Genomic DNA, 13,661 nt, shown 5'->3' with positions numbered 1-13,661 from the left:
ATGGGTCACTGGAAACGGCTTCTCGACGTCGATTTGACGACCGGAGAACACCGGACGGTAGAGCTGTCCGACGACTACGTCAGGAACTATCTCGGGGGCTCGGGCTTCACGACCCGGATCCTCTACGACGAGGTCGGTCCGGAGGTCGACCCGCTGGACCCCGAAAACGTGCTCGCGATCGCACCCGGGCTGCTGGTGGGCCCATCGGTGCCGACGGGGTCGAAGACGACGTTCGGGTTCAAGTCCCCGCTCACCGGCGGGTACGGCAAGTCGGTCGTTGGGGCGAAGATGGGCGACCAGCTCAAGCGGGCCGGTTACGACGCGCTGATCGTGCGAGGCGCCTGCAAGGAGCCGTCGACGCTCGTCATCGAGGACGACGACGTCCGCGTCGAGCCCGCCGACGACCTGTGGGGGCTCGACACCTGGGAAACCGGCGAACAACTCAAGGAGACGTACGGCTCCGGCTTCCGGACGGCGGTCATCGGTCCGGCCGGGGAACACGAGTCTCGGATCTCGATGATCGAGTGTGAAGACCGGCAGGCCGGCCGGGGCGGTCCGGGCGCCGTGATGGGCTCGAAGCGCCTGAAGGGAATCGCGGTCAAGGGGACGAATGACATCCCGGTCGCCCGCCCCGAGGAACTGGAGGAGCTCAACAAGAAGTGGCGCCTCGAGACGACCGGACGGGGCGACACCGACATCACCGGCACCGGGAACCCGACGGTCGACGTCCAGTACGGCACCGGCGAGGCGTTCGACGCGAAAAACACCGCACTCGGGATCTTCCCGACGCGGAACTGGCAGTCCGGGTTCTTCAAACGGGCATACGACAAACTCGACGATCCAGAAGAGGACCGTGTCTCCCTGGATCCGCGGTACTGGACCGAAGAGTACGTCGACACCAAGCGGCCGTGCCCGTACTGTACGAAGCCGTGTAGCCAGTTCTTCGAAGCCGAGGACACGAAGTACGGCGACATCGCCGTCGACGGACCGGAGTACGAGACCCAGTACGCGCTTGGCGGCAACGTCGAAGTCGACGACATCGAGGCGGTCGCGAAGGCCAACGAGATCTGCGACCGGCTCGGACTGGACACGATCGACGCCGGCAACGCGATCGCGTGGGCGATGGAGGCTGCGGATCGCGGACTGCTCGAGGTCGAAACGGACGGCGTGAGCCTCGAGTTCGGCAATGCCGATACGCTGCTGGAGCTGTTGCGACGGATGGCCAACGGCGAGGGAGAACTGGGACAGCTACTGATGGACGGGCACGTCCGGGCTGCAGAGCGGACCGGCGCCGGCGAGGAGTTCGCGGTCCACGTGAAAAACCAGGCCCCCGCCGGGTTCGAGGCCCGGGGCATCAAGGGGATGGCGCTTGCGTTCGGCGTCTCCCCGCGCGGAGCCGACCACCTCACCTCCTGTCTGTACGCGCTGGAGATGGGCGGCGACTTCTGGGAGTTCGAGAACTACGACCGCACGAAGATGGAGGGCAAAGCCATCGCGCTAAAGGAGATGGAGGATCTGATGGCGGTCTACGACATCACGGGCGTCTGCAAATTCACTCGCGGGATCACCCTCTCGGAAGGGGTCCGAGAGTTGGTCAACGCGATGACCGGCTTCGACCTCTCCCGGTCGGAGTTCCTCACCGCGGGCGAGCGGATGTACAACCTCTCGAAGGCGTTCAACGTGCGGGAAGGGTTCGGTCGCGAGGACGATCGGCTCCCGCCGCGGTTCACCGAGACGGTTCCGAACGGACCCAACGAGGGCGCGTTCATCGACGAGGAGGAGTACGAGCGGGAACTCGACCGGTACTACGCCGTCCGCGGCTGGGACACCCAGGGCGTCCCGCTCCGCGAGACCCTCTCCCAGCTTGATCTCCCCGAGATCGGCGAGGAGATCGGGGTCACAAACGAGATGACCGCCTGAACGCTGTCGGTGTCGGACGGCCGATGTAACCTCATGGAGGAAACGTCATGGACGCATCGATCGAAGAATCGCTTCGGGCCGGGCTCGTGCTGTACGCGACCGGGGAGTATCACGCCGCACACGACCCCTGGGAGGACGTCTGGCTGGAACTCGAGGAAGGAACCACCGACGAGAAGTTGTTTCACGGCCTGATCCAGTATACGGCGGCGGTACACCACGCCCGCAACCGCAACTGGAGCGGCGCGACGGGCCTGGCCGAGAGCGGTCGCGAGTATCTCGTCGGCCTTCCAGATCAGTATCGCGGTGTGGCCGTCGCAGACGCCGTCGCGTTCCTGGATGCGCTCGCACGCGATCCCGAACGGATCGAGCGCGGTCCGCCGGATCCAGTCTCGTATCGGGGCGGCGTTCTCGAACCGACGGATCTGGAACTCGATGGGCTCGTTCTGGCGGTCGAGGCGCTGGCCGAGGAGTACGAGGCCTACGAGGCGGAGATACTGACCGAGGCGGTCGAGGTCGCCAGAGAGGAACAGCAGGTTGGACGCGCCGCGGTCACGACGCTGCTTTTCGATTTCGTCGCCGGCAAGGGGCCGTCCCGCGAGTTCGTCTACGACCAGTTGCGCTCCCGGATGCAGCGACGGCGACGGAAACGCGACGACGTGAAGGGGTTGTTCGAAAAGTAGGCCGAAACGATCGAGAGGACTCGGTTATCGACCGAACAACCGGCTGAAAAAGCCGCGCTTCTCTTCTGTCTCTTCGCCTGTTTCCTCCTCTACAGATTCCTCGTCGCCCTCATCCGGCTCGCTTTCGTCCGGCTCGCTTTCGTCCGTTTCTTCGAGGGATTCGTCGTCCTCTCGTTCGTACTCGTCTGTGTCCTCCTCCAGGTCCGTCGGCTCCGCGTCTGGGATCGGTTCCGCCAGTTCCCCGTCGGATTCCTCCGGTTCGTCTCCGTCGGACTCGGTTACGGTTTCGGTTTCCTCCGGTTCGTCTGTGCGTTCCTGGGAGTCGGCCTCCAGAATCGGCTCTTCGAGTTCGATGTCGTCTTCGGTACCGTTGTCGTCCGCCTCAGCATCCGAATCCGCGTCGAGTTCCTGATCCAGTTCTGGCTCCTCGTCCAACTCCAGACCCTCTGACTCGTCCGGCTCCGTTTCCAGTTCTTCATCCAGTTCGAGTTCCGGTTCCGTTTCCCGCTCTGATCCCGAATCCACGTCGGTTCCCTCACCTGGTTCCGCTGCAGATTCCCTCCCGGAATCCGAATCGCCGGCAACCGCCACGCCTGAGACCTGTTGCACATCGGACTCCGGTTCCGGTTCTAGTTCCGCCTCTGGTTCCGGTTCCGCCTCTGGTTCCGGTTCGGGGATCGCTTCACCGGTGAGTTCCCTGGCGAGTTCGCGGTAGGAAACCGCAGCCGGGGACTGTGGCGCGTGGATCTCCAGCGGCTCCTGTGCGGCGGCAGCCGAGGTCACCGAATCGTCTTCGGGAATCTCCGCGATCACGTCGGCGCCTAACACCTCCGGTGCCGACTCCAACATCGGATGGTCCGGTTCCACCCGCGTGAGGGCGACGCCGAGCACGGAACCGCCGAGTCGAGCGGTCAGTTCCCGCGTTTTCTCGGTGTCGAGAAGCGAAGCTCGATCCGGCGTCGACACGAGAAGCGTCCCGTCGCCGAGTGCGAGCGGAAGCGAACTGTCGTGACTCAATCCGGCGCTGCTGTCGACGAGCACGTAGCCGTCGAACTGGGAGAGCGTCTCGACCACTTCCCGAAGCTTCGCCGAATCGACGGACGTGTACGCCTCGAGTTCGACGCTTCCCGGAACCACGCGCATTCCACAGGGACCCTCGTAAAGCGCCTCCTCGAGCGCTGCATTACCGGAAAGAACGTCGTGCAGCGTCGGTCCCTCGGGAACGATCCCGAGCATCGCTCCGAGGTTTGCCATGCCGATGTCGGCGTCGACGATCACTACATCGTGGCCGGCCGCCGCGAGCGCTGCCCCCAGGTTCGCCGTCGTCGTCGTTTTGCCAACGCCGCCCTTCGCGCTGGCAACCGTGAACGATTTGCTCATGTATTCGACGAATTCGGTAGGGAATATAAAAGTACAGGCGTCACAGGGAGAAAAGCAGAACCGATCGAAAAAGCAGAACCGATCGAAAAGCCACTATCGGCCGGGGAAACGATTCCCCCTCCCGAGAGAAACGAGACGAAAGTTGACGCGTTGGTCCAGATTGGACATCTCGATCGGCGTCTATAAACGGGAAAACGCCGGAATCCCAGAGACACGGGGGAAGGTGACACACCCACTTCCCGTAAACTTTCGGTGCGTTTATACTCTGAGACGGCAACGTTCGGGCATGGCGAGTCTCCGCGATCTCGGGCTCTCGGAGTACGAGGCCCGTGCCTATCGATCGCTTCTGCGTCTCGGACCGACAACGGCAAAGGAGCTGTCGCGTGCGAGCGAAGTCCCGATGGGACGGATCTACGACGTGTTGAACAGCCTCGAGCAGTACAGCCTGGTCCGAAGCCAGGCGGCGAGCCGGCCGAAGAAGTACGTCGCCGTCGAACCCGACGCGGGTCTCGATCGTCTGCTCGCGGACAGGAAAGAGGAGCTCGAGCGGAAGGCCGAACAGTACGAAGAGGTCGTCGACGAACTGTCACAGGAACTGGAGACCGCCGAACCGGTCGACGGCCACTTCTGGACTGCGGCGGTGGGGCCCGACGAAACGCTCGATCTGTTGCTCGAACGGATCTCGACGGCCGAACGGGAGATCGTCATGGTGGCGGGCGCGCCCGCCGCGGGGTTGGACCTCGGGGTGATCGGCGAACAGATCACCGACGAGCTCGAGGAAGCGCTCGATCGGGGGGTCTCCGTCTCCCTGCTGCTCTCGCCCGACGTCGTCGACGGGCTCCCCAGAAGCGTCGGGCGACGATACACCGAACGGCTCGCCCAGCGGGAGAACTTCTCCGTGCGCGTCGCAACCGGTCTGCAGGGAACCTTCGAGCTGATCGACGACGTCGAGGTCTGCATCGAAGTGTCGAATCCGCTGGATCCCGGCGAGGCGTTCGCGATGATCGATCTGAAGGACCCGGAGTTCGCCAGTGACGTCCGGGAGTCGTTCGAGCCCAGATGGGAGAACGCGAAACCGTTGAACCTGTAGTCAGATCCCGGAACCGTTGGCAGATCTCGGAACGTGGTCAGATTCCGTTTCCGTCGAGTTCATCCCGCAACTGTCCCATCGTGACCTCCCGCTCGGCGTGGGCGTTGTGCTGGTGGATCGACTCGTCGTTCGACTGCTTCATCCGGATCACGGCCTCGTCCGGAAGGTGATCCAGCCGGTCGACGACGTCCTCCGCCAGCGATCGGACGCAGTCCTCGACGAACTTCGCGTTCGCGTGAGCGTGGTAGGTCATGTGGTCCTCGTCGGGTCGTTTCGCGAGGTTGTAGATCCGGGCGCTCATCGCGTCCCGTGCGATGTCGATCAATTCAACGAGGTCGACGTCCGGCGATCCCTCGTCGGAGACGGTGAGCGTCGCGTGACCGCGCTGTGAGTGTCCCGGCTGTGGAACGCGGTCGAGGAACTGGTCGATCGTTTCCTCGTCGACCCCGAGATCCTCGAGCTGCTCTCTGGCGCGCGATTCGGACATTCCCTGTGAACAGGGACAGACGGTGATTCCGGTGACCTCTGCGCCGATCTCCGAGCGCGTCCCCTCGTCAGTCGCGATCGCGCTGGCGATGATTTCCGCCGTGTTTTGGGTCGGTCGGTCGCTTTCTGGCGTTCGCTCCCGGACCATGTAGTCTGCGGTCATGCGGACTTCCGCCGTCGACGTGTAGTCGTGCTTGCTGAGAAGGCGCTCGGCCGCGTCGCCACAGACGTCCTCGACACGATACGCCTCCTCGCGGGTGATGTCCTCGAGGATCTCGTCGATGACTTCCATGTTCCGGCTCATGTCGATCCCCTTTCGGCCGGCCGGGAGGTCGACGAACACTTCGAACTCCGCCATCAGAACGATCGGGCGCAGCGATCCGCGCGAGAGTTTGACGAGCTTTTGAACCCCTGTGACACCGACCTGAGAGAGGCCGACAGTCACGTCCGGACGACTCGCCTGAACATCGGGCAGCTGGTGACTCATCTCCCGAAATGAGGGGGTCTGCGCTGTTAGACCTTTCCATGCTGCCGTGCGTGAGAGCAGCCCACGAGACCCGGAACGGAGAAGCCGGCAGTCAGGGCCAGTCGTCCCGTTCGTCGTCCTGGAACGGATCGACATCGTCCCCCTCTCCGCCTGCGATATCCCACTCGGCTGCCTCCGCTGCGTCGGACAGCGGTAGATACTCCCAGCCGACATCCGCGGCGATGTCTTCGACGTCCTCGGAGTTTCCGACGAGCACGTAGCGTTCCGTGTCGAACTGGTCCTTGACGTTCTCGAGGCTCTCCGTGACGCCCCGGGGGCCCGAAAAGAAGTCCTGTCGGATCCGGTGTTTCCGCGTGAAGTTGGTGACCACGTAGGTCGGTTTCTCACTGACTACGCCGAGATATTTCGTCCACTGACGAGCGTCGTTGATGACTGCGTTCGGATCGGCAAGCTCCTTGAGCGCTTCGAGCTCGAACGCCAGCGTCATGTCGCTGGATCCGGGGTCCATACCGGAGAGAAACCGGGCTGCGCCGAAAACCGCTTCGCTTTCTCTTGCACACTTCTGCACAGATACTGTCTTGTGCCGTATTGCGCCGTCAGAATCGCTTTGCCCGTCGCGTTACTGCTTTTGGGGAGCCGACAGGTCGTCCACCGAGAAGCCCTTCTGCATCAGGACGTCCTTCTGGTCTGCAACGACCCGTTCTTCCCGCATCAACTGCTTGTACGCCGACTGTGGCGAGAGATCGCCGATCAGGACGCCGCCGATGATCTTGCCGTCCTTGAACGCGAGCCGCCGCCACTCGTTTTCGGAGTGTTTCCGCTCGACCGTCTCTTCGCCCATCGTCGGGTGACCAAACGAGAGGAACGGGAAGTCGAAGTGCGTAATCGAGTACGAGGACACCCAGCGGAACTCCTCGCTGCCGTAGTCGATCATGTTCTTCGCGGCGATCGTCCCCTGCTGCTTTGCCGAACCCCACGCACCGTTCTGGCCGCGTTCGCCCAGGATGGTGTCGTGGAACTCGGTGACGTCTCCCGCAGCGAAGATGTTGTCGACGTCAGTCCGCATGTACTCGTCGACGTAGATTCCCGTGTCCGTCTCGACGGGAGTATCCTCGAGCAGTTCGGTGTTGAAATCGAGTCCGATCGCGACGCCGCCGAAGTCCGCTTCGTACCGTTCCCCGTTCGGATCGATCGCGGCGACGAGTTTGCCGTCCTCGTCCGTCTCGAATCGGTCGACACCGGACTCGAAGACCGGAGTGACGCCGATGTCACGGAGTGCTTCGTGGATGATCTCCGCGCCTTCCTCCGAGAGCGCGTACCGCCACCAGCACTTGCCGCGCATGAGGTAATGCGACGGGAGATCCTGGGCGCCACAGATCGCCGCGAGGTCGATCCCGAGCAGCCCGGCCCCAACGACGACACCCCTGTCGGCCTGCTCGACGTGTTCCCGGATCGCCCGCGCGTCCTGGAACGTCCAGAAGTGGTGGATCCCGTCGGCGTCCGCGTTCGGCACTGGGAGCTGCTGGGGGGTCCCGCCGATGGCGACGAGGAGTTTGTCGTAGCCGTACGTCTCGCCTTCGTGGGTCTCGACCTGGTCGTTCTCCACGTCGATGTCAGTGACCAGCGTGTTCAAGTGGAGGTCGATGTCGCGCTCATCGTACCACGAGGTGTCGTGAATCGAGACGGGTGCCTCGGGAAGCTTACCTTTCGCGTATTCCTTTATGAGGATCCTGTTGTACAGCGCTTCACCTTCGTCGGTGAGGATCGTGATGTCTGAGTCCGGTGCTTCTTCGCGGAGCGTTTCTGCGGCCGACGAACCAGCGATTCCGTCGCCGATGATGACGAACGATTCACTCATGAGCGGAGATTTCGTGTTCGGGGTTAATGTGGATTGCTATATCGATGACAAATCGTGAGGAATGATAACACAGGTTTCAGGTCTTTAAATAGAGGTGGGAAATTAGTGGCACATTCCGGAAAGCGACGGGGATCAGGTGACGAATTTTAACAGGTCCGCCCGCTTTTCCGCCTCGAACCTGGAGCGGAGACAGTCGAGGAGCGGTTCGATCCGTCCTTGCTTCGCAGAGATCGGTGCAATCGTTTCCTGCCACTGCTGCCACGGGGGGAACAAGCCGAGTCGGTCACAGAGTGTGTCGAGCCGCTCGTCGCGATCGTCCACCTTGTCCATCTTGTTGACTGCCACGATCGGACTGGCACCGACGTCCTCCAGAAAGTGGAACAGTTCGACGTCGTGAGGGATTTCGCCGTCGGCCCGGTGACGGTCGATGATGTCGATGACCGCCTTCCCGTCGACGACCAGGATGCCGGCGATGATGTGGTCTGCGTACTCCTCGATGTACCTGACTACGTCGGTTTTGATCTCCTCCCGCCGGTGTTCTTCTACGCCGGACATGAAGCCGAACCCCGGAAGGTCTGTGAACATGAACGACTCGCTCGCCCAGTCGTAGTAATTCGGTTCACGGGTGACGCCGGGCTTTTTTCCGGTCGTGACGTCGTGGCCCGTGAGTTCGCGCATGACTGTAGACTTACCAACGTTCGATCGTCCCACGAGCACGACTTCGACGTCGCGATCCGGACGGTTCTCAAACATAAATGCTCTACCAGCGCAGGATGGATAACAGTTGGCAGTTCGTCGACGGATAGCTACACGAACTTTCGGACTGTCAACTCGAGGGTGTCGAGGTCGAGGATCGGGGCGTAGCCGTAGTCGGGGTCGATGTTCACGGACTTCTGGAAGCCGGTTTGCTCCTGCCAGCAGCCGGAGTTCACCGCGAGAACGTTGTGGTACTTCCCCCAGCCGAGTTTGTGAACGTGGCCGGTGTGGAACACGTCCGGAATCTCCTCGATGACGAGGTAATCTTCCTCTTCGGGGGCGAGCCGCATGTGGCCGCCGTACTGTGGCGCGATGTGACGCTTTTTGAGCAGCTGGTACATCGCCCGGTGTGGTTCCTCGTAGCTGGCTTTCTCTTCGGGGAGTTCGGCGATGAGTTCGTCCAGCGAAACGCCGTGATACATGAGCACAGTGACCCCCTCGATCGACACCGACGCCGGGTTGCCGTAGATCCGAGCGTCGTGTGCCGACATGATCTCCCGGAGGTCGTCGTCGAAGCCCGGCTGCGGTTCCGCGAGTCTGACCGCGTCGTGGTTCCCGGGGATCATCACGATTTCCATATCACCAGGTACCTCCTTGAGATACTCCGCGAACCGTTCGTACTGGTCGTAGATGTCGACGATCGAAAGCTCCTCGTCCTGATTCGGATAGACGCCGACGCCTTCGACCATATCGCCGGCGATCAGGAGATACTCGACCGACGCGGCTTCCTCGGAGTGGAGCCAGTCGGTGAATCGATGCCACGCGTCGGCGGCGAACTCCTGGCTGCCGACGTGGACGTCCGAGATGAGCGCCGCCTGCACGTGACGGTCCGCTGTCGAGGGACGGTAGCTGCGTGGAACGTCGGGAAAGTGGATGGCGTCGACGAATACGATCTCGCCGTCGTCCGACAGCGTTCCGGAGACGGCGATACACTCGTCCAGCAGGAGATCGTCGACGAGTTCTACGATGTCCCGGTCGTTCATCACCAGACACGGAACGGTGCCGGTAGTGTCCTCCAGTTCCACGATCCAGTGTCCGCCCGACGTCGACCGGATCTCGTTCACCAGGCCGATGATCTCGACGTCGGTTCCCCCCGACATCGCGGAAACTGTCTCCGCTGGTCGGTGGTTGACCCGATTTCTGAGCTTCTTCGAGAGCTTCTCGAACCGGTCACGAAACACCGCAACGAAGTCCTCGTACGATCCGGTACCCGTCGACCGTCCCGTGATGTCCCCGGTTACTTCGACCGATCGTTTGGACGAATCCCGTTTGGACGACCCCCGTTTGGACGACCCCCGTTTGGACGACCCCCGTTTGGACGGTCCGCTTTCCCGGTCCGAAGACCCCTTCGTTTCGACTGGAGACGACCCTCCGTCATCGGTTGAAAAACCGGTTGTATTTCCAGTTGAAACAGAGGGGTTGTTGTTCCCGTTTCGCCCCCGGCTAGTCGGGTCGGCTTCGAGGACTTCGCGAACGGTGTCGGCAGTCACTCTGAGCGCGTCCCCCGGAGTCCGGTCGACCGTCGCCTCGAGGACGGCGTCCGGGTCCGACGCGCCGGCGATGAGGGTGACGGCCTCGCGTTCCGCGTTGTAGCCTTGGCTCGCCAGTTCCTGTACGATACGCGAGGGCGTCTCCAGCGGCACGTCTTCCGGATGGATTCGGCCGCTCAAAAGCGTGCCGGAGCGCTCCGACCAGTCGAATCAACGTCGGTTTCGAACCCAGAAGGTTCAAACGACGAGGTGACGAACACTCTCCGATGACATCCGGGGAACGGTCCCCTGCTGACGAGGACGACAGCGACGGTAGCGAGTCGTTTCCATCGGACGAAGGTACCGGCGAGGAAGCCGACGTCGACGAAGTCGTCCAGTCAGAGGGTCTGTCGGGTTCCGAGGTCGACATAAACCAGGTCGATGGCGATCACGACGACGAATCCATCGACGACGAATCCATCGACGACGAATCCATCGACGACGAATCCATCGACGACGAATCCACTGACGACCCCGACCGGAACGACCGCACCCCGCTTGAGCGCTTTCTGAACGACCAGGACGGCCCGTACATGGTCGTTCGAGAGGTCTTGCTGAGCGTCGCGGTTGTACTCGTGATCGGCCTGGTTCTGTTCGCGATAAGTGGGGTGTGGCCGCCACTCGTCGCCGTCGAGAGTACCAGCATGGAGCCGAACATGAAGATGGGTGATCTCGTGCTCGTTACCGAACCCGGACGGTACGCGCCGGACGCCGCCGTCTCCGGAACCGGTGTCGTGACCTACGAACAGGGCGCCGAGGTGAGCTATGAAACGTTCGGGATGCCGGGGTCCGTGATCGTCTTCGATCCGCCCGATCGCACCGGATCGCCGATCATTCACCGCGCGCATCACCACGTCGAAGAGGGCGAAAACTGGTACGATCGGGTGGACCAGGACGCGATGAACGCCGACAGCTGCGAGGAGCTTGCAACCTGTCCCGCGCCGCATGACGGCTTCATCACCAAGGGCGATCACAACCGGTGGTACGATCAGGACTACGAACACAACGGCATCGCCCCGGTGGTCCACGAGGACTGGGTGACCGGCGTGGCTCGCGTTCGGGTCCCGATGCTGGGGTGGATCCGCCTGATCTTCACCGGCGAGGCCGGGCCGTTCGCGGGGACGCTTCCCTCCGTCCCCTTCCCGGAGCCGGAGACCCTGCTGGTCGCGTCCGGGGCGAGCGCGGTCGCTGCCGGACGAAACGCGGGTTGGATGAACCGGTGGAACTAACGGTCCGGTTCAGCGAAATCGGGAGGACCAGGAATCAGTTGTCGAAGCGGGCCTGAACGAACGGCTGTGCGTTCTCGATATCCCCGAGCCGGGAGTCCGAAAGGAGAACTGCCTCCGTCTCCTCGGTCGGCACCGAGAGGTTCATCTCCTTGGTCCTGCCGTACCGCCCCTTCGAGACGACGACAGCATTGACAATACCGAGCATGTCGAGTTCGGAGATGAGGTCCGTTACGCGACGTTGAGTGAGCACGTCGGCGTCGATCTCGTCACAGAGTCGCTTGTAGATGTTGAACACCTCGCCGGTGTTGATGTTGTGAACGCCGTTCTTCTCGAGCAGGATGATCGAAAACAGGACGATCTTGCTCTGAGTGGGAAGCGTTCGGACGACCTCCACGACCCGGTCGAGTTCGATCTTGTCCTGGGCCTGTCTGACGTGTTCCTCCCGCACGAGATCGGCCTGACTGCGCTCGGCGAGTTCGCCTGCCGTCCGGAGCAGATCCAGCGCGCGCCTGGCGTCGCCGTGTTCCTGGGCCGCAAACGCCGCACACAGCGGAATGACGTCCTCGGTGAGTGCGTCCGGCTTGAACGCGACGTCCGCGCGGTGCTGGAGAATGTCCCGGAGCTGGTTCGCGTCGTACGGCGGAAAGACGATCTCTTCCTCGCCGAGGCTCGATTTGACGCGAGGATCCAGGAAGTCGGTGAACTTCAGGTCGTTCGAGATTCCCATGATCGAGATCCGGGAGTTCTCGAGTTCGGAGTTCATCCGCGAGAGGTTGTACAGCGTGTCATCGCCCGACTTTTCGACGAGTTTGTCGATTTCGTCGAGCATGATGACGACGACGCGCTCGCGGTAATCGATCGCCTCGAAAAACGTCGAGTACACGCGATCGGTCGGCCATCCGGTCATCGGAACTTCCTCCATCCCGTCGGCGTCCGCCTCGAGGCGCTCGATCCGGTCGTCGAGCTCCCCGACGCTGTCGAACTTCACGATATCGACCCCGTCCGAGGACTCCGACTGTCTGTTCTCGTCCACCCTGAGATCGCCCTCGTTCACTTCGAGATCGCTTTCGTCCACCCGGGCGTCACCGTTGCGAACGACGTCCGAACGGACCTCGCGAAGCCGTTCGAGCCGCTCCTGAATTCGATCCTGGTTCTTCTCGATAAACTTGTTCGCCAGTTGAGCGAGCACGCGATACTGGGTGTCTGTCACTTCGCAGTTTATGTATTCGACATCACAGGGGACCTCGTACTTCTGCGAGGTGGATTCGAGTTCCTGGGAGACGAACTTCGCGCTCGCGGTTTTCCCTGTCCCGGTTTTCCCGTAGATCAGGATGTTCGACGGCGTCTCCCCCCGGAGGGCGGACACGAGAATCGTCGCCATCTGGTTGATCTGATCCGATCGGTGCGGGAGCTTGTGTGGCGTGTACGACGGCCGGAGTACCTCCTTGTTTTCGAAGATCGGTTCCCCGGACAACAGGTCGTCGAACAGTCCCTTGTCGTCCTCCTCGTCGTCCTCGAGCACCATGCTCCCGATGTCGACCTCCGGCGAGGATCGGTCGCGACTTCTCGATTCGACCGTCGTCCCGTCCGATCCCTTCACGCTCGTCCCCGTTGTCAACACGTCGTCGACACTGCCGGTGTTCGAATCAGTTGCTTCCCGAGAGTCACCCGTCCTTTCCGGATCACCCGTCCCTTCCGGATCACCCGTCGCTTCTGGATCACCCGTCCCTTCCGGATCACCCGTCGCTTCTGGATCACCCGTCGCTTCTGGATCACCCGTCCCTTCCGGATCACCCACCAATTGCGAGTCGTCCGTTCGGTCCCCCCCGGGAGATACCGGTGATTCGTCGTCCCTGCTGTCGCCGTCGTCGACTGGCTTCGTGTCGTCCTCGTCCATATTGCACCCCTTCGTTTCGAGTGGAGAACCTCGGTGCGCGAACCGTAACACGACGGGTTCCCCGACCGTCGGCCCGAATTCTCGAGGGTTCGGTTCGCACCCGAAGTCCAGATGATGCAAACGAAGCAGACGAAGAGGCGGCATAAAAGCGTTGTCCTCGAACGATTTCGATTCCCATTCACCGATCAGACAACTCGTTGTCCGATCGATACCACGGTCCAGTCTTCCGACTTCACTCGTCCGGAACTGATCCCACCGACGGTTTTCTCCGGTGAATTAATTCCAGTTGAAACCGTTCCCGTCGGTGGCGACGGACGCGTCCTGGAACCGATCCCTTCCCGAATCAATC

The 13,661-nt window shown here is 62.2% G+C and carries 11 protein-coding genes; 4 read left to right on the top strand and 7 right to left on the bottom strand.

The genetic code is table 11. From position 1 onward, the window contains the following. Together AArcSl_RS00055 and AArcSl_RS00050 are read left to right on the top strand one after the other, a co-directional pair. Positions 1 to 1,920, top strand: coding sequence for an aldehyde ferredoxin oxidoreductase family protein (locus AArcSl_RS00055; protein ID WP_119813519.1), 1,920 nt, complete (start codon positions 1 to 3; stop codon positions 1,918 to 1,920). A gap of 47 nt (positions 1,921 to 1,967) precedes the next feature. After that, the gene (locus AArcSl_RS00050) at positions 1,968 to 2,600 is read left to right on the top strand and encodes a DUF309 domain-containing protein (RefSeq protein ID WP_245883304.1); all 633 of its coding nucleotides are present in this window, start codon (positions 1,968 to 1,970) and stop codon (positions 2,598 to 2,600) included. A gap of 24 nt (positions 2,601 to 2,624) precedes the next feature. On the opposite strand, the gene minD is transcribed toward AArcSl_RS00050, so the two are convergent. Continuing rightward, entirely contained in the window at positions 2,625 to 3,980 is a 1,356-nt protein-coding gene (gene minD, locus AArcSl_RS00045; protein WP_119813517.1) for a cell division ATPase MinD, read from the bottom strand. A 286-nt stretch (positions 3,981 to 4,266) separates the two neighbouring features. On the opposite strand from minD, the gene AArcSl_RS00040 reads away from it, so the two are divergent. Further along, entirely contained in the window at positions 4,267 to 5,070 is an 804-nt protein-coding gene (locus tag AArcSl_RS00040; protein WP_119813515.1) for a TrmB family transcriptional regulator, read from the top strand. A 37-nt stretch (positions 5,071 to 5,107) separates the two neighbouring features. On the opposite strand, the gene mptA is transcribed toward AArcSl_RS00040, so the two are convergent. From mptA to AArcSl_RS00015, 5 genes are all read right to left on the bottom strand, one after another. Beyond that, entirely contained in the window at positions 5,108 to 6,043 is a 936-nt protein-coding gene (mptA, locus tag AArcSl_RS00035; RefSeq protein WP_119813513.1) for a GTP cyclohydrolase MptA, read from the bottom strand. Positions 6,044 to 6,134: 91 nt separating this feature from the next. Then, positions 6,135 to 6,551, bottom strand: coding sequence for a DUF7124 domain-containing protein (locus AArcSl_RS00030; protein WP_119813511.1), 417 nt, complete (start codon positions 6,549 to 6,551; stop codon positions 6,135 to 6,137). Between the two features lie 111 nt (positions 6,552 to 6,662). Beyond that, positions 6,663 to 7,901 carry an NAD(P)/FAD-dependent oxidoreductase gene (locus AArcSl_RS00025; RefSeq protein ID WP_119813509.1) on the bottom strand — a complete coding sequence of 413 codons (1,239 nt, stop codon included), beginning with the start codon at positions 7,899 to 7,901 and terminating at the stop codon, positions 6,663 to 6,665. A gap of 132 nt (positions 7,902 to 8,033) precedes the next feature. Beyond that, entirely contained in the window at positions 8,034 to 8,654 is a 621-nt protein-coding gene (gene engB, locus AArcSl_RS00020; protein WP_119813507.1) for a GTP-binding protein EngB, read from the bottom strand. Positions 8,655 to 8,707: 53 nt separating this feature from the next. Next, complete coding sequence (locus AArcSl_RS00015) at positions 8,708 to 10,300, bottom strand: DNA-directed DNA polymerase II small subunit (RefSeq protein ID WP_119813504.1); 1,593 nt, start codon at positions 10,298 to 10,300, stop codon at positions 8,708 to 8,710. 113 nt (positions 10,301 to 10,413) lie between these two features. On the opposite strand from AArcSl_RS00015, the gene AArcSl_RS00010 reads away from it, so the two are divergent. Further along, the gene (locus AArcSl_RS00010; RefSeq protein ID WP_154670795.1) at positions 10,414 to 11,415 is read left to right on the top strand and encodes a S24/S26 family peptidase; all 1,002 of its coding nucleotides are present in this window, start codon (positions 10,414 to 10,416) and stop codon (positions 11,413 to 11,415) included. A gap of 34 nt (positions 11,416 to 11,449) precedes the next feature. Here AArcSl_RS00010 and AArcSl_RS00005 read toward each other — a convergent pair whose 3' ends face one another. Then, positions 11,450 to 13,312, bottom strand: coding sequence for a Cdc6/Cdc18 family protein (locus tag AArcSl_RS00005; RefSeq protein WP_119813500.1), 1,863 nt, complete (start codon positions 13,310 to 13,312; stop codon positions 11,450 to 11,452). Between the last annotated feature and the right edge of the window lie 349 nt (positions 13,313 to 13,661).

It is taken from the genome of Halalkaliarchaeum desulfuricum, from assembly GCF_002952775.1.
GTDB lineage: Archaea > Halobacteriota > Halobacteria > Halobacteriales > Haloferacaceae > Halalkaliarchaeum > Halalkaliarchaeum desulfuricum.
Note: the sequence above shows the minus strand (reverse complement) of the source record. Positions and strands in the feature narration are given on the sequence as shown.

Bases quoted from the DNA above. Each gene is read 5' to 3' on its own strand.
- AArcSl_RS00055 (WP_119813519.1), top strand. From the start codon at position 1: ATGGGTCACTGGAAACGGCTTCTCGACGTCGATTTGACGACCGGAGAA.
- AArcSl_RS00050 (WP_245883304.1), top strand. From the start codon at position 1,968: ATGGACGCATCGATCGAAGAATCGCTTCGGGCCGGGCTCGTGCTGTAC.
- minD (WP_119813517.1), bottom strand. From the start codon at position 3,980: ATGAGCAAATCGTTCACGGTTGCCAGCGCGAAGGGCGGCGTTGGCAAA.
- AArcSl_RS00040 (WP_119813515.1), top strand. From the start codon at position 4,267: ATGGCGAGTCTCCGCGATCTCGGGCTCTCGGAGTACGAGGCCCGTGCC.
- mptA (WP_119813513.1), bottom strand. From the start codon at position 6,043: ATGAGTCACCAGCTGCCCGATGTTCAGGCGAGTCGTCCGGACGTGACT.
- AArcSl_RS00030 (WP_119813511.1), bottom strand. From the start codon at position 6,551: ATGGACCCCGGATCCAGCGACATGACGCTGGCGTTCGAGCTCGAAGCG.
- AArcSl_RS00025 (WP_119813509.1), bottom strand. From the start codon at position 7,901: ATGAGTGAATCGTTCGTCATCATCGGCGACGGAATCGCTGGTTCGTCG.
- engB (WP_119813507.1), bottom strand. From the start codon at position 8,654: ATGTTTGAGAACCGTCCGGATCGCGACGTCGAAGTCGTGCTCGTGGGA.
- AArcSl_RS00010 (WP_154670795.1), top strand. From the start codon at position 10,414: ATGACATCCGGGGAACGGTCCCCTGCTGACGAGGACGACAGCGACGGT.
- AArcSl_RS00005 (WP_119813500.1), bottom strand. From the start codon at position 13,312: ATGGACGAGGACGACACGAAGCCAGTCGACGACGGCGACAGCAGGGAC.